At 71.8% G+C, this 18,933-nt stretch carries 16 protein-coding genes and 1 tRNA gene; 9 read left to right on the top strand and 8 right to left on the bottom strand.

The window, feature by feature from the left end; all coding sequences use genetic code 11:
- Positions 1-4 precede the first annotated feature (4 nt).
- Both ACFY8O_RS15060 and ACFY8O_RS15055 read right to left on the bottom strand, forming a co-directional pair.
- On the bottom strand, positions 5-1,372 hold the full coding sequence (locus tag ACFY8O_RS15060) for an ABC transporter substrate-binding protein (protein ID WP_387902154.1): 1,368 nt from the start codon (positions 1,370-1,372) through the stop codon (positions 5-7).
- 101 nt (positions 1,373-1,473) lie between these two features.
- On the bottom strand, positions 1,474-2,595 hold the full coding sequence (locus ACFY8O_RS15055) for a substrate-binding domain-containing protein (RefSeq protein WP_387902150.1): 1,122 nt from the start codon (positions 2,593-2,595) through the stop codon (positions 1,474-1,476).
- Between the two features lie 144 nt (positions 2,596-2,739).
- On the opposite strand from ACFY8O_RS15055, the gene ACFY8O_RS15050 reads away from it, so the two are divergent.
- Complete coding sequence (locus tag ACFY8O_RS15050; RefSeq protein WP_387902148.1) at positions 2,740-3,504, top strand: sulfite exporter TauE/SafE family protein; 765 nt, start codon at positions 2,740-2,742, stop codon at positions 3,502-3,504.
- Positions 3,505-3,526: 22 nt separating this feature from the next.
- Here ACFY8O_RS15050 and ACFY8O_RS15045 read toward each other — a convergent pair whose 3' ends face one another.
- Together ACFY8O_RS15045 and ACFY8O_RS15040 are read right to left on the bottom strand one after the other, a co-directional pair.
- Positions 3,527-5,056: an amino acid permease gene (locus tag ACFY8O_RS15045; RefSeq protein ID WP_145805683.1), complete on the bottom strand. Its 1,530-nt coding sequence runs from the start codon at positions 5,054-5,056 to the stop codon at positions 3,527-3,529.
- Between the two features lie 61 nt (positions 5,057-5,117).
- Complete coding sequence (locus tag ACFY8O_RS15040) at positions 5,118-6,125, bottom strand: hypothetical protein (protein WP_387902147.1); 1,008 nt, start codon at positions 6,123-6,125, stop codon at positions 5,118-5,120.
- Between the two features lie 372 nt (positions 6,126-6,497).
- On the opposite strand from ACFY8O_RS15040, the gene ACFY8O_RS15035 reads away from it, so the two are divergent.
- Genes ACFY8O_RS15035 through ACFY8O_RS15025 form a run of 3 tightly spaced genes read left to right on the top strand, consistent with a single transcriptional unit; the run spans position 6,498 to position 10,746 of the window.
- Positions 6,498-7,931: an FGGY family carbohydrate kinase gene (locus tag ACFY8O_RS15035; RefSeq protein ID WP_387902144.1), complete on the top strand. Its 1,434-nt coding sequence runs from the start codon at positions 6,498-6,500 to the stop codon at positions 7,929-7,931.
- Positions 7,928-9,349 (top strand): FAD-dependent oxidoreductase, encoded by a 1,422-nt coding sequence (locus ACFY8O_RS15030; RefSeq protein ID WP_387902141.1) that lies wholly within the window; start codon positions 7,928-7,930, stop codon positions 9,347-9,349. The genes ACFY8O_RS15035 and ACFY8O_RS15030 overlap by 4 nt, the downstream gene beginning before the upstream one ends.
- Positions 9,346-10,746 carry an NAD(P)/FAD-dependent oxidoreductase gene (locus ACFY8O_RS15025; protein ID WP_387902138.1) on the top strand — a complete coding sequence of 467 codons (1,401 nt, stop codon included), beginning with the start codon at positions 9,346-9,348 and terminating at the stop codon, positions 10,744-10,746. Before ACFY8O_RS15030 ends, ACFY8O_RS15025 begins: the two co-directional genes overlap by 4 nt.
- Before the next feature lie 37 nt (positions 10,747-10,783).
- Here the strand turns inward: ACFY8O_RS15025 and ACFY8O_RS15020 are convergent, their stop codons facing one another.
- From ACFY8O_RS15020 to ACFY8O_RS15010, 3 genes are all read right to left on the bottom strand, one after another.
- Positions 10,784-11,215 carry a hypothetical protein gene (locus ACFY8O_RS15020; RefSeq protein ID WP_387902135.1) on the bottom strand — a complete coding sequence of 144 codons (432 nt, stop codon included), beginning with the start codon at positions 11,213-11,215 and terminating at the stop codon, positions 10,784-10,786.
- A gap of 139 nt (positions 11,216-11,354) precedes the next feature.
- Positions 11,355-11,777: a DUF350 domain-containing protein gene (locus ACFY8O_RS15015; protein ID WP_145805671.1), complete on the bottom strand. Its 423-nt coding sequence runs from the start codon at positions 11,775-11,777 to the stop codon at positions 11,355-11,357.
- A 106-nt stretch (positions 11,778-11,883) separates the two neighbouring features.
- Positions 11,884-12,459, bottom strand: coding sequence for a DUF309 domain-containing protein (locus ACFY8O_RS15010; RefSeq protein ID WP_387902132.1), 576 nt, complete (start codon positions 12,457-12,459; stop codon positions 11,884-11,886).
- Positions 12,460-12,566: 107 nt separating this feature from the next.
- On the opposite strand from ACFY8O_RS15010, the gene ACFY8O_RS15005 reads away from it, so the two are divergent.
- Both ACFY8O_RS15005 and ACFY8O_RS15000 read left to right on the top strand, forming a co-directional pair.
- Complete coding sequence (locus tag ACFY8O_RS15005; protein WP_387902130.1) at positions 12,567-15,224, top strand: ATP-binding protein; 2,658 nt, start codon at positions 12,567-12,569, stop codon at positions 15,222-15,224.
- A gap of 50 nt (positions 15,225-15,274) precedes the next feature.
- Positions 15,275-15,348, top strand: a tRNA-Pro gene (locus ACFY8O_RS15000).
- A 118-nt stretch (positions 15,349-15,466) separates the two neighbouring features.
- On the opposite strand, the gene ACFY8O_RS14995 is transcribed toward ACFY8O_RS15000, so the two are convergent.
- Positions 15,467-15,820 (bottom strand): tyrosine-type recombinase/integrase, encoded by a 354-nt coding sequence (locus ACFY8O_RS14995; RefSeq protein WP_387902128.1) that lies wholly within the window; start codon positions 15,818-15,820, stop codon positions 15,467-15,469.
- Between the two features lies 1 nt (position 15,821).
- On the opposite strand from ACFY8O_RS14995, the gene ACFY8O_RS14990 reads away from it, so the two are divergent.
- The 3 genes from ACFY8O_RS14990 (at position 15,822) to ACFY8O_RS14980 (ending at position 18,527) form a co-directional block, all read left to right on the top strand.
- On the top strand, positions 15,822-16,451 hold the full coding sequence (locus ACFY8O_RS14990) for a transposase (RefSeq protein WP_387902126.1): 630 nt from the start codon (positions 15,822-15,824) through the stop codon (positions 16,449-16,451).
- 198 nt (positions 16,452-16,649) lie between these two features.
- The gene (locus tag ACFY8O_RS14985) at positions 16,650-17,786 is read left to right on the top strand and encodes a hypothetical protein (RefSeq protein WP_387902123.1); all 1,137 of its coding nucleotides are present in this window, start codon (positions 16,650-16,652) and stop codon (positions 17,784-17,786) included.
- Positions 17,787-17,807: 21 nt separating this feature from the next.
- Complete coding sequence (locus tag ACFY8O_RS14980) at positions 17,808-18,527, top strand: hypothetical protein (protein ID WP_387902120.1); 720 nt, start codon at positions 17,808-17,810, stop codon at positions 18,525-18,527.
- The last annotated feature ends 406 nt before the right edge of the window (positions 18,528-18,933 follow it).

The raw sequence follows: 18,933 nt of genomic DNA, 5'->3' as shown, positions 1-18,933 counted from the left end.
CCGGTCATGTGGAGCGCTGGGTGGTGGTCAGGCCGAGCGCCTTGAGATCGGGCATGGTGCCCTCCTGCGCCGCCCTGACGGCTCCGATGACGGATCCCTGGCCGCCGCTCGCCCGTGCCAGCCCGTCCTTCATGATCTTGCCGGTGGCCGTCATCCGGGGGCCCCAGACCCAGCCCGGGCGGATCTTGGCGGCCTCCTGCTCGAAGAGGGTGTAGATGTCCTGGCCGCCGTAGTAGGCCCGGTCGAAGGCCTTGCGGCCCACGTCGACCAGGCCGGGCGCGGCCGGGTACTGGCTGCTCGCGCCGCTGGAGAGCCGGGCGCGCAGGGCGTCCGGGTGCGACACCTGCCACTCGATGAACTCCATCGCCGCCTCGGGGTGAGCGCTGTCCTTGGTGATCGCGAACGTCGAACCGCCGTGGGTCCCCACCCCGGGGTCGGCGGGATCCCACTGGGGGAGCGGCGCAAGCGCCCACCTGCCCTTCTGGCCCGGCCGGGCCTTCATCTGGGCCCCGGCGTCCCAGGCGCCGCTGAGCCTGCTGAGCACCAGGCCGTTGCCGATCTGGACATCGCTGTGCCGGCTCTCGACCGCGTTCATGAAGACCAGGTCCTGGTCGGTGAGCCGCTGCCAGTACGCGGCCACGCGTCGCGTCGGGGCGTCGGCGAGCGAGACGTTCCAGGCGCCGCCCGACGTGTCGAACCACTGGGCGCCCGCCTGCCACGCGAAGGCGGCGAGATGGGTGTCACCGTCCGTCGGGAAGAGGGCCATCCGGCGGTCGCCGCTCCCGCCGCGCACGGATCTGGCCGCCTCCTCGAACTCCTCCCAGGTGCGCGGCACGGTCAGGCCGTACCGCTCGAAGAGGTCGGTGCGGTAGTGCAGCACCATCGGCTCTATGTCGAGCGGGACGCTGAACACCCGCTTCTCGAAGGTGGTCAGACCCAGCGCCTGCGGAAGCAGTTTGGCCCGGAGCCCCGCGCTCACCAGGTCCGTCACGTCCCTGCAGACTCCGTCGATGGCGAAACCCGGGACCTGGGGATACTCGATGGTGGCGATGTCCGGGGCGTTGCCGGCCCGGGCCGCGTTGCTGAGCTTGGCGTAACCGCCCTGGGCCCCCGAGGGGACCTGCTGGTAATCGACCTGAATCGTGTCGTGACCGCGGTTGAACGCGTCCACGACCTCCTGGCTGCCCCGCAGGGCGGACCAGAAGGTGATCCGGGTCTTCCTGCCGTTCCTGCTGCTTACGGTACTGCCGGTACTGCTCGTACCGCCCGATCGTGTGTCTCCGCCGCCCCCTCCGCAGGCGCTGAGAGCGCCTGCCAGAGGAAGTGCGGTGATCGTGGCGAGCACGGATCGACGGCTCTGTCGACCAGGCATGTGCGCCTCCCGCGGCTCCTGATTCGAGACACGGGAATACTGATCGGCTGATCGTTAGTGGTCAATAGATCGATCAAAAGAAGCTTGAAGTGTTCAAACGATCAGTGTGCCGGGTGGGGCAACTCCTGAGTCGATCCGCGCACTTCGAGGCCCGGCAGGAGCTCGACCCGCCGCACCGGACCGGTCGTGCCGGGCGGATGGGCCAGACGGTGCATCAGCAGCTCGGCCGCCGCCCGCCCGATCTCGCCCCTCGGCGGGGCCACCGCGGTGAGGGAGGTGCTGCCCAGCGCCGCCACGACGTCGTCGTACGCCACCACGGAGCAGTCCCGCGGCACCCGTATCCCGTTCTCCGCGAGCTTCTGGACCAGCATCAGGGCGTCCTCGTCGCCGTGCAGGACCGCGCCGGTGAAGCCCCGCCCGTGCACCAGTGCCGCGAGATCCGGAGCCTCCTCCCGGCTGCCCGGCTCCCCTGGGCCCGCGGTCGGGGAGCTGAGCACCACCGCCCAGTCCTCCACCTCGGGCCGCGCACCCGCGATCTCGGCGAACGCGGCCCGGATCGAGCGGGCGGTCGGGCTGTCGTTCCTCGCCGCCAGCACGATCCGGCGGTGGCCCAGCGAGACGAGGTGGTCCACGGCCAGATGGATCCCGTACCAGTGGTCGGTGCACACCGAGTCCAGGGCGTGCAGCGCGCTGCCGGCCCGGGGCCGCCGCTCCATCAGGACGGTCGGCACCTCCACCTCGGAGAGCCAGCCGTAGTCGGCCTCCTCGCCCGCCCTGCTGCGCCATCGGGGCGCGATGAGCAGCCCGCGGACACCGGCGGCCAGCGCGCGCTCCACCTGCGGCCGTTCCGCGCCGGCCGCCTGGGGCGCGATGCGCAGGGTGATGTGCTCCCCGGCCGCCTCCAGTGCCGTCCGGGCGCCGTGCAGGGTCTCGTACAGATAGGAATGACGCTCCGGGACGACGAGGGCGATCGCGCCCCCCTCCCCGGCGGGTTCACCGCCCCGTGGTGCCGGAACCGCCGTGGTGCGCTCGACGCCCCCCATCGGGCGGACCACGCCGTGGCCGCGCCGCAGCATCCCCGCCCTGGCCAGCTCCTCCACGTCCCGCCGCAGGGTGACCGCCGAGACGTCCAGCTCCTCGGCGAGCGAGCTCACCTTGACGGCGCCGCGCGCGTGCACCACCGAGAGGATGCGCTTCCGCCTCGAATCGACCGGCTCCCGCATGATGGCCCCCTTGCCTACCGCTGTGCCGTGTTCGTTTGAACGTTTCCGCGAGCGATCGCAGCATAGCGAGCGGAGGGCGACGCGGAGGGGACGGAGGGAACGATGATCCGCCGAGAGGAAGATGTGTCTACCATCTGATCCGGAATGGACACCATCACACTCTGGCAACTGGCCGCGCTCGCGGCGGCATCCACGCTCGTCGGCTTCTCGAAGACGGCGGTCAGCGGAGCCAATACGATCAGCCTCGCGGTCTTCGCGGCCGTTCTCCCGGCCCGCGAATCCACCGGAGTGCTGCTCCCGATCCTGATCGCGGGCGACATCCTCGCCGTGCTGGTCTACCGGCGCCACGCCCACTGGCCGACCCTGCTGCGCCTCTTCCCCGCCGTGGCGGTCGGCGTGCTCGCGGGCACCTTCTTCATGATGTGGGCCGGCGACGACGCGGTACGCACCTCGATCGGCGCGATCCTCCTGTTCATGGCGGGCGTCACCCTCTGGCGACGGCGCGCCGGCTCCCAGCCGCCCCCCGAGGAGGAGACCGAGGCACCCTCCCGGGCAGCACGGCTCAAGGCCCGCTCGTACGGAGTGCTCGGCGGGTTCACCACCATGGTCGCCAACGCAGGCGGCCCCGTGATGTCGCTCTACCTGCTCTCGGCGGGGTTCCGGAAGCTGGGCTTCCTCGGGACGTCCGCGTGGTTCTTCCTGATCGTCAACACCTCGAAGGTGCCCTTCAGCGTGGGGCTCGGCCTCATCGACGCCAGGTCGCTGCTCCTGGACGCCGCCCTCGTGCTGTTCGTCATCCCCGGCGCCTACCTCGGCCGCGCCTGCGTCGGCCGGATCAACCAGAAGGTGTTCGACCGGATCGTGATCGCGGCCACCGTCCTGGGCGGCCTCCAGCTCCTGCTGAGCTGAAGGCCCCCCCGGGCGGGGACGGTCAGACGATGCCCTCGGCGATCTCCGCCTGCTCCCGAGCGTTGCCGTACGCGGTCGGGGTGCTGTACGAACGGCGGGCCACGAACCACCACACCGTCGCCAGGACCAGCACGGCGACCAGCGCGATCGACGCGTAGTTCATCGAGTCGATCGTCACCGGCGACGACTGCGGGAGCAGGAACAGCACGGTCACGACGGCGACCCACACCACGGCGATCCAGCCGATCGGCTTGGACCAGCGGCCCAGATGCCAGGGACCACGCTGGAAGCGGTCCCCGGCGCGCAGCTTGAGGTAGATCGGAATGGCGTACGCCGGGGTGATCCCGATGACGTTGATCGCCGTCACCGCCCCGTACGCCGTCGCGGAGTAGAGCGACGGCACCGCCAGCAGCGCGGCGACACCGACCGACAGCCACACGGCGGGCACCGGCGTCTGGGTGCGCCCGCTGACCTTGCGCCACAGGGTGGAGCCCGGCAGCGCGTTGTCACGGCTGAAGGCGAAGACCATCCGGCTCGCCGCCGCGACCTCGGCGTTCCCGCAGAAGAGCTGGGCCGCGATGACGATCAGCAGCATGGCGGTGGCCCCGGCCGTGCCCAGCGCGTCGATCAGGATCTGGGCCGGAGGGACCCCGGTGGCGCTGTCCTGGGTGCCCGCGTAGTCCTGAATGGCGAAGGTCAGGCCCGCCAGCAGCACGAAACCGGCGATCCAGGAGACCCAGATCGCCCGGACGATGCCCTTGGCCGCCGTCACCGAGGCGTTGGACGTCTCCTCGGACAGATGGGCGGAGGCGTCGTAACCGCAGAAGGTGTACTGCGCCAGGAGCAGGCCGATCGCCGCCACGTAGATCGGGTTCTCCCAGCCGGTGCCGTTCACGAACTCGGTGAAGACGAAGGACGGCGACTGGTGGTTGGAGGGCACGATCGCCAGGACCGACACGATCACGGCCACACCGCCCAGGTGCCACCAGACACTGATCGAGTTGAGCACACTGACCAGCCGCACACCGAACAGGTTCAGCACCGCGTGCAGCAGCAGGATGCAGAGGAAGATGAGCATCGTGGACCCGGGGGTCGGGTCGAAGCCCCACTGCAGATTGAGCAACGCGCCGGTGAACAACGCCGCACCGTAGTCGATCCCGGCGATCGCTCCCAGCAGACCGAGCAGGTTCAGCCACCCCGTGTACCAGCCCCACTTGCGGCCGCCGAGCCGGTCGGCCATGTAGTACAGGGCTCCCGACGTCGGATACGCGCTGGTCACCTCCGCCAGGGCCATCCCCACGCAGAGCACGAACAGGCCGACACCGGCCCAGCCCCAGAGCATGACGGCCGGCCCGCCGGTGGACATGCCGAAGCCGTACAGCGTCATGCAGCCGGAGAGGATGGAGATGACGGAGAAGCTGATCGCGAAGTTGCCGAAGCCGCCCATGCGGCGGGCCAGCACCGGCTGGTAGCCGAGCTCGCGCAGGCGCTGCTCCTCGTCGTCGTGCGGAGCGGCTTCCGTACTCGGCGGGGTCGAGGCGGATATGGACATCGGGTTGACCTCCAGGTGGGGGACGAGGGACGGAGGAAAGGCGGTGGCGGGCGCCGGCGCATCAGCCGTGCGACTCCGTTCCGGGCTCGTGCCCGGAGGCCAGACAACGGCCGCGGGCACGGAGGAACACGTCCTCGGCGCCGCCCGCGTCCTGAGGTGCGCGGGTGCGGTAGGACCAGGGCACCGACGTGTAGTACGGGCCCATCGCCCGGAACACCGGCGCCGCGTCCGCGAACCGGAGCGAGCCCCACAACGCGTGCGCCAGATGGTTGAGATCGAGCAGGGACCGGGTGGAGGGGGCCGCCGCGTCGAACCACAGGTGCAGGGCCCGCCGGGCGTCGCGCTCGCCGTCCTCCGTGACCCAGTGCAGGTCAAGTGCCCGCTCGTTGCCGTGTTCGCGCCGGTAGCGCTCCACCCGCACGTACAGGGGAAGTGCGTGCAGAGGGGAGCCCGCCGGAGCCGAGGAGGCGGCCCACTGGACGAAGTTGACGGCCTCGGAGAGCGTTCCCCCCGACTGCCTCGCGTAGACGAACTGCAGCATCCGGTGGTAGGCCTCACGATTGAACGGATCGCGTGCGTCCGCCTCCGCCAGCAGGCCCCACGGGCCCGGGAAGAGCATCGGGCCGGGCGGCGGCAGCCGGTGCTCCTCCAGGCGCTGCCCCTCGTCGAGCTGGGAGAGCGCCAGCAGACAGACCCAGGGCACCGGGTCCTGCGGGGAGGCGTAGGCCGCGGAGCGGCAGCCCTCCCAGGCGACCTGCCACAACTCCTGTGCGCGCGGGCGCTTCTCGCGATGGGCGCGCACCGCGCGCTCCACCGCCACTCGGGCGTGCATCACGGCCGCGGCGACACTCCGCGGTTCCTCGGTCAGCCACGCGTGCACGGTGTCCGAGCCCGCCGCCACCGCCGCGAGGACCTGCGTGCGCTGGGTCCACAGTGCCCAGTCCGGGGTGCTCTCCAGCAGATTCCGCATGGCGAGCCATCTGCCGGTGCGCAGATCCTGCAGGGCCACGCGTAAGGCGTGATCGGGCCCGGCGGGGTGGTAGACCGGCCTGAAATCACCGGTGCCCATGGACGAGCCCCGGCCCTGGACACGCGGTGGGGGCGGGGCGGGATGCCGGGCACGGAGGCACGGCACGGGTTCTTCTCGACATGAATCCTCAAGAACGTGGGGGGTGGGCAGAACAGTCGCGAACAGCCCTCGCCGGAACTCCGGTTGTTCACTGCGCGGTGAGTGTAGGGCGCGCTGCACCCGCCCTTCGGCAACTTTGCGGATCTTACTCAACTGGCGTCCGAATGGCGGACATTGGAGACTCCGGAGGGCTCGGTGCAGGATGGCCGGATCCTGCTTGACGCGGGGAGCGGACTGCACGACTGTGGTCGCGGGACCAGATGATCACGAGGTCGCCCGGGGGACCGGGCAGCCGCAGGACTGGAGCGTCGATTGACCGGACCGGTACTCGCCGTGGACCAGGGGACGTCCGGAACCAAGGCCCTGGTGATCTGCCCCGAGCGGGGGGTGATCGGTTCCGCGACGGCGCCCGTGCACCCGCACCACGGTGCCGGCGGACTGGTGGAGACCGATACCGCCGAACTGCTCGGGTCGGTCCTCGACGCCGGACGGCGGGCCGTCGCGGAAGCGGGCGAAGCCGTGGCGGCGGTCGGTCTGGCCAACCAGGGCGAGACGGTGCTCGCCTGGGACCCGGCGACGGGCCGCCCCCTCACGCCCGCCGTCGTCTGGCAGGACCGGCGCGCGGAGTCGCTCTGCGGCGAACTGAGCGCGTACGCGGCTCAGTTGAAGGAACTCACCGGGCTCCCGCTCGACCCGTACTTCGCCGCACCCAAGATGGCGTGGATACGCCGCGAGCTGACCCGCGAGGGAGTGGTGACGACCAGCGACTCCTGGCTGGTCCATCAGCTGACGGGGGCCTTCGTCACCGACGCCGCCACCGCCGGGCGGACCCAACTGCTCGGGCTGCACGACGTCCGCTGGTCACCCGCCGCACTGGAGATCTTCGGCCTGTCCGGCGAACGGCTGCCCACGGTCGTGGACTGTGCCGGCCCGGTGGGCACCACCACCGCCTTCGGCGGCGAGATCCCCCTGACGGGCCTCATCGTCGACCAGCAGGCCGCGCTCCTGGCGCAGAACGCCCTGGAACCCGGGAACGCCAAGTGCACCTACGGGACGGGGGCGTTCCTCCTCGCCCAGACGGGTGACCGGCCCAGCACCGGCTCCACCGGCCTGGTCAGCTGCGTCGCCTGGCGGCTCGGCGGACGGACGGACTACTGCCTGGACGGACAGGTCTACACGGCGGCCTCCGCCGTGCGCTGGCTCACCGGCCTCGGCGTGATCTCCGGAGCCGCCGACCTCGACCCCGTGGGCGCGACCGTCCCCGGCACCGGCGGAGTCACCTTCGTCCCCGCGCTCGCCGGACTCGCCGCGCCCTGGTGGCGCAGCGACCTGCGGGGCTCCGTGACCGGCCTCGGACTCGACACCACCGCGGGCCACCTGGTCCGCGCTCTGTGCGAGGGCATCGCCGCACAGGTCGTCGCGCTGGCCGACGCCGTCACGTGCGAGCTGGGCACACCGCTGACCGCGCTGCGGGTCGACGGGGGCCTGACCCGCTCGAACCTGCTCATGCAGACCCAGGCGGATCTGCTGCAACGGCCGGTCGAGGTCTCGGCGCTGCCCGACGTGACCGCGCTCGGCGCCGGCGCCGTCGCCCGCCTCGGACTCGACCCGGACCTCCCGACGCGGCGGGCGACACCGGCCTGGCGGCCCTCCGCCGTCTACGAACCGCGGATCGGACCCGACGAGGCGGCGGAGCGCCTGGACGGCTTCCGGTCCGCCGTGAACCTCCTCCTGGAGCGCGCGTGAGCGAGACCGTCACCGCGCAGGGCCCGCTGCACCGGGACGAGGGCCCGGGGAGCCGGTACGACGTCACCGTCGTCGGCGCGGGCGTGGTCGGCACGGCCATCGCCCGCGAACTGGCCCGCCACCGGCTGCGTATCGCGCTGGTGGAGGCCGCCGACGACATCGGCAGCGGCACGTCGAAGGCCAACACCGCGATCCTGCACACCGGGTTCGACGCCGTACCCGGCTCGCTGGAGGCCCGCCTCGTACGCGAGGGGAAGGAACTCCTCACCGCCTACGCCGCCGCGACCGGCATCCCCGTCGAGCGCGTCGGCGCGCTGCTCGTGGCCTGGGACGAGGAGCAGCTGACCGCCTTGCCCCGGCTCCTCGACAAGGCGGTCCGCAACGGCTACCACGCGGCCCGCCTCGTCGGCGCGGACGAACTGCGGGTCCGTGAACCGCATCTCGGGCCCGGGGCGCTCGGCGCGCTCGAAGTCCCGGACGAGAGCATAATCTGCCCCTGGACCACCCCGCTGGCCTTCGCCACCCAGGCCGTCCGCGCCGGTGTCCACCTGCACCTGAACTGCCGGGTCCGGGAGGTCGCCGGCGACGAGCACGGCCATACGCTCACGACCTCCCGCGGCCCTCTGCGCACCCGCTACCTCGTCAACGCCGCAGGGCTGTACGCCGACGAGATCGACCGGCTCCTCGGCCACGACGTCTTCACCGTGACCCCGCGCCGGGGCCAGCTCATCGTCTTCGACAAGCTCGCCCGCGACCTCGTCGGCCACATCCTGCTGCCGGTCCCCGGCCCCGCGGGCAAGGGGGTCCTGGTCGCACCGACCGTGTTCGGCAACGTCCTCCTCGGCCCGACCGCCGAGGAACTCGACGACAAGACCGCCACCGGCTCCACCGCCGACGGCATGCGGACGCTGCGTGAGAAGGGCAGGCGGATCGTGCCCGCACTCCTGGACGAGGAGATCACCGCCGTCTACGCGGGCCTGCGCGCCGCCACGGGGCAGGAGGACTACCGGATCCAGGAGTATCCCGACCAGAGGTACGTCGCCGTGGGCGGCATCCGGTCCACCGGCCTCACCGCGTCCATGGCGATCGCCCGGCACGTCGGCGGACTGCTCGACGCCATCGGGCTGGAACGCGGAGAGCCCCACGAGCTCCCGCCGCTCACGATGCCCGGCATCGGCGAGTCCTCCGCCCGCCCCTACCGCAGCGCCGGTCTGATCGCCGCGGACCCGGCGTACGGCACGCTCGTCTGCCACTGCGAGCGGGTCACCCTCGGGGAGGTCAGGGACGCCCTCTCCTCGACGGTTGCGCCCCGGTCCCTCGACGGCCTGCGGCGCAGGACCCGTGCCCGTGGGGGCCGCTGCCAGGGTTTCCACTGCGGCGCGGCCGTACGCGCCCTCTTCGAGGAGGCGCGACCATGACCGTGACCGTACGGGAGGTCGACGTCCTGATCGTCGGGGCGGGCCCGGCCGGCCTCGCGGCGGGAGCCGAACTCGCCGCCGCGGGCGCCGGCCGGGTGGAGATCCTGGAGCGCGATCAGGAGGCCGGTGGCATACCCCGGCACTGTCACCACGGCGGATTCGGCGGACCCGTCACCCGGTCGGTGTACGCCTTGGCCTCGGCGAACGGCTCCCCGTACGTCCGGTCCGCGGTGGGTGCTGCGGCGCACGTCCCGGCGAGCGGCTCGGCGTACGCCCGGTTCTCGGCCGGCCGATCGCCGTACTCCCAGGGCGTGGCGGGCGACCCGGAGCAGGGCCCCTCCTGGTGGGCTCCGGGCGGGACGAGCGGCCCGGCGTTCGCCCGGCAGCACGTGGAGTCGGCACTGAGGGCGGGGGCCGCACTGCGCACCGGGATCAGCGTCACCGGCTGGGGAGGTCCACGTACCGTCGAGACCACCGGGCCCGGCGGGCTCGAACGCATCACGGCCCGCGCCGTCGTGCTCGCCACCGGCGCCCGCGAACGCCCGCGCAGCGCCCGACTGATCCCCGGAACCCGGCCCGCCGGCGTCTACACCTCCGGTGAACTCCAGCAGGCCGTCCACGGATTCGGACAGCGGATCGGCACCAGCGCGGTCGTGGTCGGCGACGAGCCCGTGCGCCATGCCGCCGTCGCCACCCTGCTGGCCGCAGGCGTCCAGGTGGTCGCCGTGGTCACCGGGCAGCCGGCCCGCCCGAATCCCGTGCGGAGCCGCAGGATCCCCCTGCTGACCGGGGCCACGGTCACCGGCCTGAGCGGAAGAACCAGGCTGACCGGGGTGACCGTGCGCCATGACGACGGGAGGACCGCCACGCTGCGCTGCGACACCGTGGTCCTCACCGGGGACTTCGTCCCCGAACACGAGCTCGTCAGGCGCGGCGGCATCCAGCTCGATCCCGGCACCCGGGGACCCGCCTACGACGCCGCGTACCGGACGTCTCGGCCGGGTGTCTTCGCCGTGGGAAACCTGCTGCACGCCGTCGAGCGCGCGGGGATCGCCGCCGAGGAGGGCAGGGCCGTCGCCGTGCCCGTGCTGCACCACCTGGCCGGCACGGGGGAGCCGGCCGGGAGCCGGACCCCCCTGCTCGTCGACGCGCCGCTGCGGTGGATCGCCCCCAACGTGGCGGGTCCCGACGGCGCGCGGCCCCAGGGGGACCGGTTCGTGCTGCGGACCACACGGAGGCTTTCCGTGCCGCTGCTCGCCGTCACCCAGGGCGGGCGTGAACTCCACCGTCAGCGGCTGCTGTTGCCCGCGATTCCCGGCAGGGCGCTCCATCTTCCGGCCGGCTGGCTCGACGGGGTCGACCCGGGTGGCCCGCCCGTGCGGATCACCGCGCTGTGACAGAGGAGGCGGATGCGCCTCAGGCGGGGGGCGTGGGTCAGGGGATGAGCAGCCAGTCCGCGCCGACCGCTGCCGCCAGGCCGACGCCCAGCAGCCAGCTGCCGAGCCGGGTCCGGCCGTTCCTGCTGAGTTCGATGACCAGCCCGCAGAGGATGAGGGCCAGGCCGTACACCCCGACGACCAGGACCGAGGAACGGCTCGCGATCCGGAGCGCGAGGACCACGGCCATCACCGCCATGCCCACCGACGAGAGCAGGATCCGCAACCGCCGCGCCTGACGCGGGGTGAGTCTCCGGCTCTGCTCGGCGGGCTCGGGTATGTCCGCCGCGCTCAGGTCCTTCTCCGGTTCCTGCTCCGGTCCCCGCCCCTGTCGCTGGGGTGCGGCGCCCGGCGTGTCCCGCGCGGGGGCCTGCTGCGTCTCCCGCGCTTCGTCCCGCGCTCGGTCCTGGTCCTGGTCAGAAGTGCTCATGACGCCGGATCGTAATGGCTGCGCAGCGCGTTGTTCGCCGGACCGGGCGATCGGCCGCCCGCGATCCGGGGCCGGGGCCGGTGCCGCGATCAGGAGGCCGCCCCGTCGTGCGACCGGGCGGCCGTGAGCGGTCCCGGGATCAGGCGATCGAGGCCGAGACGACGGCGGCGACCGCCAGGTTGCAGGACGCCGTCACCCACACCGCCGGGTGCGGCTCCCGCTCCACCAGGGTGGCCCCCAGCTTTCCGGGCGTGACCAGGTCCACGACGAGGAAGGCCACCGCCATCATGATCAGACCGAGCAGCCCGAAGGCGGCCGTCGAGGCGAGCCCCTTGCCGAAGTCCTCGTACGTCGTCCAGATGGAGGTGAACACGATGCCGCCGATGCCCAGCAGGGCCGAGCTCAGGAGCACCGCCGCGTTGCGGTTGCGCTCCTCCCATATCTGCCGACCGAGCTTGCCCGGGGTCAGGGCGTCGATCAGAAAAATGCCGAGAACGAGCAGTACGACGCCGAGGGCCCCGTATGCGGTGGCACGGCCGAGGCCGTTGATGATGTCCGTCATCGGGGCGTCCGTCTCCTGAGCGAGTGGTTCGGATAAGAGGAACGTGCATCGACGAGCGCGATCAACACGTCGTCAAGAAGGAGCAAAACCTATCGCACGCACGTCCTTACTCCTTGGGCCGGTCCCCTCGCAGCAGCCACGGCGCCTCCGCCGCGGCGTCCAGGACGGGAACACCCTCCCGTCCGGCGGGTACGTCGCCGGGGGCGGCCTGCGCGGACCGGAGCCCGGGGTCCGCGCCCTCCTGCCCGCTCGGGTCCACGCGACCGGCCAACTCCTGGGCCCAGCGGATGAGTCCGTCCACCCCGACGCCGTACGGATCGGCGCCGAGGAACCCCTCGACCGCCGTGGCTCCGCGCCTCAACAGCCGTGCCCCGCCCGCCGCGTTGCCCCGGGCGGCGTGCGTCAGCCCCACCGCCATCTGCGCCAGGCCACGCCACCACTCGCGTTCCGCCTCCGGCCCCGACTTCCACGCGTCCTCGAAGACCTCGTGGGCGTGGAACGGCATCCCCGCGTCCAGCAGCCGCTGCGCCTCACGCACCGTCTCCTCGGGGGAGCGGACCACCCCCTCCGGCTGCCGCTCCACCCCCGCAGCCCCGTACGGCAGGGGGCGCCCGAGCCCGTCCCGGGGGCGCGCATTGCGCGCCCGTCCTTCCTCGTCACGGTCCCTGCGAGATTCGTCCACCCGCCAATTGTGCCTCGCACCTGCGAAGAACCCCGGGAACCCTGTGCCTGGACACCCGCGCGCGGCTAGGCTCGGAACCCTCCGCAACCACCCTGGGAAGGGGAGGCATGAAGCCGTCCCGGCCGTTGTACGAGCGCGAACCGGAACTCGCCGCCGCCGCGAAGGCGGTGGACGCCCTCTGCGGGGGACAAGCAGCCGGTGGGCTGCTGGTCTTCAGCGGTGAGGCGGGCATCGGCAAGACAGCCCTGCTCGGCGAGATCCAGGCCATGGCCGCCGACCGCTGCACCATCTGGTCGGCACGTGGCGGCGAGACGGTGACCTCGGTCCCGTTCCACGTCGTACGCCAGCTCCTCCAGCCCGCCCTGGACCGTTTCCCCGCCGACGAGGCGCGCGCCCTGTTCGGCGACTGGTTCGAGATCACCGCGCCCGCCCTGGGCCTCGCCGAGCCCAGCGGCCCACAGCCCGATCCCCAAGGTGTGCGGGACGGGCTGGACTTCGTCGTGGCGCGGCTCGCCTCCCGCCTCAGCCACCGGCCGCTTCTCCTCATAGTGGACGACGCGCACTGGGCGGACGGCGAGTCCCTCGCCTGGCTCGCCGGTTTCACCGCCCGGCTCTCCGAACTCCCCGTCCTGGTCGTCCAGGCGCACCGACCCCAGGAATTCGCCGACCGCGACGCCGACTGGGCCATGCCGCGGGGCGCGGCGAGCGGCGGCACGGAGGGCCACCCCGCCCTGGTGAGGGTGGCCCTGCGCGCCCTCACTCCCGACGCCACCGCCGAACTGGTGCGGGCGGGCCTCGGCGACCATGCCGACGACCCGTTCTGCCGTGAGGTCTGGGCCGTCACCGGCGGCAACCCCTACGAGGCGGTGGAACTCGTCGCCAAGGCCCAGGACCGCGAGCTCGCACCGGTCGAGGAATCCGCCGGTCTGCTGCGCGAACTCGGCGCCTCGGCCCGGGGCAGCGGTCTCGTCGCCCGCCTCGAACGCCTGGGCACGAACGCCAACCGCTTCGCCTGGGCCGCGGCCGTGCTCGGTACCGAGATCTCCCAGGAACTCGCCGCCACCCTGGCGGGCATGAGCTCGGCGGAGGCCGCGGACTGCACGGCGCGACTGCGTGACGCCCGTATCGTCAGCGGCTTCGACCCGCTGGAGTTCGTCCACCCGCTCATCGCCAGCGCCGTCTACCGGTCCATCCCGCCGGCGACCCGCACCGCGATGCACGGACGGGCGGCGTGGGCCATCACCCAGGCGGGCCTCGGTGCCGCTGCCGCCTCCCGGCACCTGCTCGAGGTCCACCCGGACGACGACCAGGAACTGGTCGCCCAGCTCCGCGAGGCAGCGCGTCAGCATCTGGCCGTCGGCGCCCCGGAGGCCGCCAGGCGCTGTCTCGAACGCGCGCTGGACGAACCGCCGCGCCCCCACGACCGGGCGGCCCTCCTGTACGAACTGGGCTGCGCCACACTGCTCTCCTCGCCGGCCACCACCGTGCAGCACCTGCGCGCCGCCCTCGACACACCGGGGCTGGACGCGGCGCTCAGGATCGACGCCACCTTCCGGCTCGCCTCCGCCCTCTCCCACAACAACCAGCTCAAGGACGCGGCACTCTCCTTGGCGGCGGAGGCCGCGCGCACCGAACCGGGCCCCGGCCTGATGCGGCTCCAGGCCGCGCACTTCCTGTGGGAGGGCATGCAGGCGTCCGAGGACGACGGCCCCGGTCGCTCGGCACGGCTCGCCCGCAACGCCGACCACCTCAAGGGCCGGGACAACGCCGAGCGCGCGCTGCTCACTCTGCGGGCGTTCGACGCGATGCTCCGTGGTGAGGACGCCCAGATCATCGCGGACTTCTGCGAACGCGCGCTCGTGGACGGCCGCCCCGCGCGCGGGCTCGGCTGGACCGACTCCGAATGGGGCTTCGAGCTCCCCGCGATGGTCGGCATCACCTACGCCTTCACCGACCGCCTCGACCGGGCCGAAGCCCTGTTCAGCGAGGCCGTACGCGCCTTCGAGATCTCCGGCTGGAGCGGCGCGCACCTCGCGTTCGCCCACACCCTCCTGGGCCTCGTGCACCGCAGGCGTGGCCGTCTCGCCGAGGCGGAGGGCTTCCTGCGCGAAGGACTGAGGCTCGCCGACAGGGCCGGAAGCGGCCTCCCGGTCCACTGGGACGCCACCTGTCTGCTCGTCGACACCCTGCTCGCGCGAGGCCGGACTGCGGAGGCCCGGCTCGTCGCGGACCGGTACAACTTCGGGCCGCCGTACCCCAGCGCCATGGTCCTGCCGGACGCCCCGTGTGTACGAGGCCGGCTGCTCCTGGCCGAAGGGCGCTTCGAGGAGGCCGTGGCGGAGCTGGAGGCCGCCGGAGCCGCACTGGAGCCCCGGGGCCGCTTCAACGGTGTCTGGGCGCCCTGGGCCTGCGACCTCGCCCGAGCTCTGGCGGACACCGACCCCGTCCGCGGGGCCCAGCTGGCCACCCGTGCCCGCGTCCACGCGGAGCGCCTGGGCACCGGCACGGCCATCGGTGAGGCCCTGCGCTGCGTCTCGCTCTTCGCCCCCGAGGAGGAGGCCACCCACCTGCTGGCCGAGGCGGTGCGTCACCTGGAGTCCTCCTCGTCCGCCTACGAGCACGCGCTGGCCCGCTTCGAGTACGGCACCGCGATCCGCTCCCACCGAGAGGTCGCCCGTGCCCAGAAGCTGGCCACCGCCTGCGGGGCGGAAGGACTGGCGACCCGCGCCCAGCAGGTCCGGGCGTCGATCCGGTCCTCGGAGTGAGGTAATGTTTGTCCTGCGCGGCCACCCGGGAACACCGGGAGGAATCGCATCGGGACGTGGCGCAGCTTGGTAGCGCACTTGACTGGGGGTCAAGGGGTCGCAGGTTCAAATCCTGTCGTCCCGACTCGAGAGAGTCGCAGATCAGGGCCGGTTTTGGAGCAATCCGAAACCGGCCCTTGATCATTTTTGCGGACCAGTTGGGGACCAGCTGGAGGTCCGGCGTCCCTGACCGGGTCAGCGGGTCATGACGACTGGGCCCGGCAGTGAGCGTGGTACGCGCTGAAGTGGGCGGAGAGCGCCGCCCCGGCTGCCGTGATCTTGTGGACGTCCGGGTGCAGGTAGCGCTGGGTGGTGGTCAGGGAACCGTGGCCGGCGATTCTGCGGAGGACGTGCACTTGGACCCCGGCGTCGGCGAACCAGGTCAGCGCGGTGTGCCGGAGGTCGTGGCGGCGCAGATGCTCGTAGCCGAGCTTGGTGACCACGTCGTCCCAGTGTGTGGCGTCGCGCAGGACGGCGGTGGAGATACGTCCGCCGCGCGGGCCCGTGAACAGGCGGGCGTCCGGATTGGGGCCGACGGACAGGATGCGCTGGGGCATCATGCAGCCCTCGCAGTCCTACCCAAGCGACCTGTCCGAGGCCCGCTGGGAACTCATCCGCCCCACCCTGGAAACCTGGCGCCAAGCCCGCGCCGGCATCCGCAAACCCACCCACGACCTACGCACCCTGATGAACGCCATCCTCTACGTCGACCGCACCGGCATCCCCTGGCGCTATCTGCCGCACGACTTCCCACCCCACCAGACCGTCTACGGCTACTTCGCCCGCTGGGAAGCCGACGGCATCTTCGACCAGCTCACCAGCCTCCTCCGCGGCAAAGTCCGCCAGGCCGAGGGCCGCGCAAGCCAGCCGAGCGCCTGCCTGATCGACAACAAAGCCGTAGAACACGCAGCCCAGCTGGGCATCGACCTCGAGATCGTCCAACGCGACCCCACCACCCGAGGCTTCCACGTCCAACCACGTCGATGGGTCATCGAACGCACCCTCGGCTGGCTCATGCACCACCGCCGCCTGGCCCGCGACTACGAAACCCACCCCCACCGATCAGCCGCCATGATCCAGCCGGCCGCCATCAACCTCATGACCCGCCGCCTCACCCACGAGGCCGCCCCGAACTGGCGCGACGCCCAACCAAATAAAACAGAGATCGAAAAGCCAAACGCTCACTGAGGTGCCCTGGGTGGGCGTGATGCCCCGGGCAGCTGTTCACCAGGGCGAAACGGCAGTCCAGTTGTGCGTGCTCGATGGTCATGAGCCGCGACAGCGCCAGACCTCCGGCTCTCGCCCCCGCCGCTTCCGGATACCGATCAGCGGGGCGTACTCTCCTTGCCACACACAAGATCGTCGAGCCAGGGGCGGGCAGAAGACATGCAGCACCATTCAACACCTGTCGCCAGGGCTGTGGGTGCGGCGACCCTGCTGTCGGCAGCGGCCGCCTGGGGCGCTGCCTCGTTGCAGTCCCACACCGACGGCCCGCGCTGGGACATCCTCGTACCTTTGGGCCTGGCGTCGGCGTTCGTTGTGGGCTGGCTGCACGCTTCGCGGTCGGCTCCCCTGGTAAGGCCACTGCCGGCCACCGCTCCTCCACAAACGACGATTCCCGGCAAGCTGGGGGTGGTGCGCCGTGACTGGGGTCTCGTGGCAGCGGCCTATCTCACCGTCTGGGCTCCCTTTGCCGCAGCCAACAGTGCCTTCTACAGCGGCCGGAGTTCAGAGCTCGGGGCCGTGTACTGCTTGCTCACCTTCGTCCTCGGGGTCGTGTCGTCTCTGTGTCTCCTGTCCCTGCTCCAGAGCTACCTCGACCACGCGCAGCACATCCTGAGAAAGGATGCTGCCGCAGGCGGCGTGCACGCGGTCCGCGTCCGATTCGGGACCGCGGTACAGGAGGCATACCGGTACCCGGCTGGAAACGGCGGTCGTATAGCAGTCAAGCACTCCTACAGCCTTGAGCTGACGTCCGAAGACGACACCGACGGGCAACACGTCGTCCGACTGCAGGCCGTGCACGCCGGACACGGCAGCATCGTCAGCGAGAAGCACCTCACCCACGCCGCTGCCCAACTCGTCGCTCACGCCGGCTGGTTGTGCTGGCCGACCCGATGGCGAGACGTCGCTGAGGCGGGCAAGGCGCGCACGGTCTCCGCTGCTTTCGTCTCCGACTCCGGCCATGTGGTCTGGGGCGCGACCCTCGAGGAGGATCACCGGTACTACCTGCATGAGGGAGCCGCGCCCGTCTGCGAAACCGACACCGCGCTCTCTGTGACACCGATTCCCCGGCCTTCCCGCTATTTCGTGGGAACGCACGCCTCACACCTGCGTTTCGCGGCGGCAGGTGCCCTTCTTGCTGTCCCGTTCCTGTTGGATGTCGCTCCGCGCTGGGCCAGCCTGCTGCTGGGCTTGATATCAGGTGCCGTGGGACTCCTCGCGGGGATGACGATGGATGGAGTGGGCGTGGACCAGGAACCGTGGACCCGCCGCGAAACGTCACATCCGTCGCTGCAGTGAACGAGACCTGATCTTCGCCTGGTGTCTCTGTACCTGCTGCGCCTGTGGGTGGTCAGCCTGTTCGCCGGTGGCGGCCCTCACGCGGGCCCGTCCGAGCTGCGCCGGGATGCCGCCGCCGGTACGGTTGCGGCCCGCCGCGTCCGGGCGGGCAAGGCACAGTGGGACGGTGAGGGCACCGTGACCTGGCTGGCGCGTCGGCTGTCGCTCACGGCCGACGACCGGACCTTCGCGCTGCGGACCGCGGACGAGAAGAACACGGCGTTCCGCTGGCTCGATCTGGAACCGGGCATCGCCCTCGAGGGCCGGGAGGGCTGGCTCTGCTGGGCCGCGGCCGGCGGGTCTTGGGGCGATCCGACGGAGGCGATGGGCGCGGCCTTGGTCACGGACGACGGGTACGTCGTCCGGGGAGTGACGGATCGCCACGCCGCGGAGTCGGCGTACGCACCGGAGCATGCGCAACCCACCGCAGCCCGCCGCGTCCGCCTGCCCCCGCGCACCTCCCAGTACCGCCCCGCCGCGCACCTTTCCGCGCTGGCCATGGCCGCGGTGACGCTGCTCGCTCTCCTCGTGGCCGAACGCGGACCGGGACCCGACGCGTTGGCATGGATCCTGGCCCTGGTAGCCGCGTACACGGGCGTGCGCGGCATCTACCGTTTCACCGAGGACTTCGACGCGGCCCCGGGCCCTGGCTGGGTGCGATCGGCGTCCGCCAGGGCCCGGCACGCACGCCAGGACCCGTAGCCGCGATCTCCCGGTGGGGCGCTACAGCCATTCACGCCTCTTGAAGATGACGTACAAGCTCAGGCGGGAATCGGCTGGAGATGACTCGCGCCCTGGCCGGCGAGGGAGTGCGGCGGCGCCTCCGCGAGAGAAGCGGACGTTCAACGAACCCACCATGACCAGCAGCCTGCCCAGCCAATTGAGATGACTTCCTAGCCCTCCCGAGCCAGGACTTGGGGAATTACGTGAACTTACCCGTGGGGAATGACGCGATCGTCCACAGGCCCCCTCTCCTCTCCTGCCCGACCAACAAGATCTACTGCTCGAAGCGCTGCGCTCGCTGGTCCTACATCAACCGAGGCGTCGACCGCGGTCTCCCACCTTGCCTCAGCCAGCTGCGGACAACACCCGGGGCAACCAACCGAAC

It is taken from the genome of Streptomyces argenteolus, assembly GCF_042902585.1.
GTDB lineage: Bacteria > Actinomycetota > Actinomycetes > Streptomycetales > Streptomycetaceae > Streptomyces > Streptomyces argenteolus.
The sequence above is the reverse complement of the archived record's forward strand: the minus strand, read 5'-3'. Positions and strand labels throughout refer to the sequence as shown.

What these genes read in the sequence shown, in the direction of transcription:
- ACFY8O_RS14995 (WP_387902128.1), bottom strand. Translation starts at nt 15,820, where the DNA reads ATGCCCCAGCGCATCCTGTCCGTCGGCCCCAATCCGGACGCCCGCCTG.
- ACFY8O_RS15050 (WP_387902148.1), top strand. Translation starts at nt 2,740, where the DNA reads ATGGACACCATCACACTCTGGCAACTGGCCGCGCTCGCGGCGGCATCC.
- ACFY8O_RS15055 (WP_387902150.1), bottom strand. Translation starts at nt 2,595, where the DNA reads ATGCGGGAGCCGGTCGATTCGAGGCGGAAGCGCATCCTCTCGGTGGTG.
- ACFY8O_RS14990 (WP_387902126.1), top strand. Translation starts at nt 15,822, where the DNA reads ATGCAGCCCTCGCAGTCCTACCCAAGCGACCTGTCCGAGGCCCGCTGG.
- ACFY8O_RS15040 (WP_387902147.1), bottom strand. Translation starts at nt 6,125, where the DNA reads ATGGGCACCGGTGATTTCAGGCCGGTCTACCACCCCGCCGGGCCCGAT.
- ACFY8O_RS15020 (WP_387902135.1), bottom strand. Translation starts at nt 11,215, where the DNA reads ATGAGCACTTCTGACCAGGACCAGGACCGAGCGCGGGACGAAGCGCGG.
- ACFY8O_RS14985 (WP_387902123.1), top strand. Translation starts at nt 16,650, where the DNA reads ATGCAGCACCATTCAACACCTGTCGCCAGGGCTGTGGGTGCGGCGACC.
- ACFY8O_RS15015 (WP_145805671.1), bottom strand. Translation starts at nt 11,777, where the DNA reads ATGACGGACATCATCAACGGCCTCGGCCGTGCCACCGCATACGGGGCC.
- ACFY8O_RS15005 (WP_387902130.1), top strand. Translation starts at nt 12,567, where the DNA reads ATGAAGCCGTCCCGGCCGTTGTACGAGCGCGAACCGGAACTCGCCGCC.
- ACFY8O_RS15025 (WP_387902138.1), top strand. Translation starts at nt 9,346, where the DNA reads ATGACCGTGACCGTACGGGAGGTCGACGTCCTGATCGTCGGGGCGGGC.
- ACFY8O_RS15060 (WP_387902154.1), bottom strand. Translation starts at nt 1,372, where the DNA reads ATGCCTGGTCGACAGAGCCGTCGATCCGTGCTCGCCACGATCACCGCA.
- ACFY8O_RS15045 (WP_145805683.1), bottom strand. Translation starts at nt 5,056, where the DNA reads ATGTCCATATCCGCCTCGACCCCGCCGAGTACGGAAGCCGCTCCGCAC.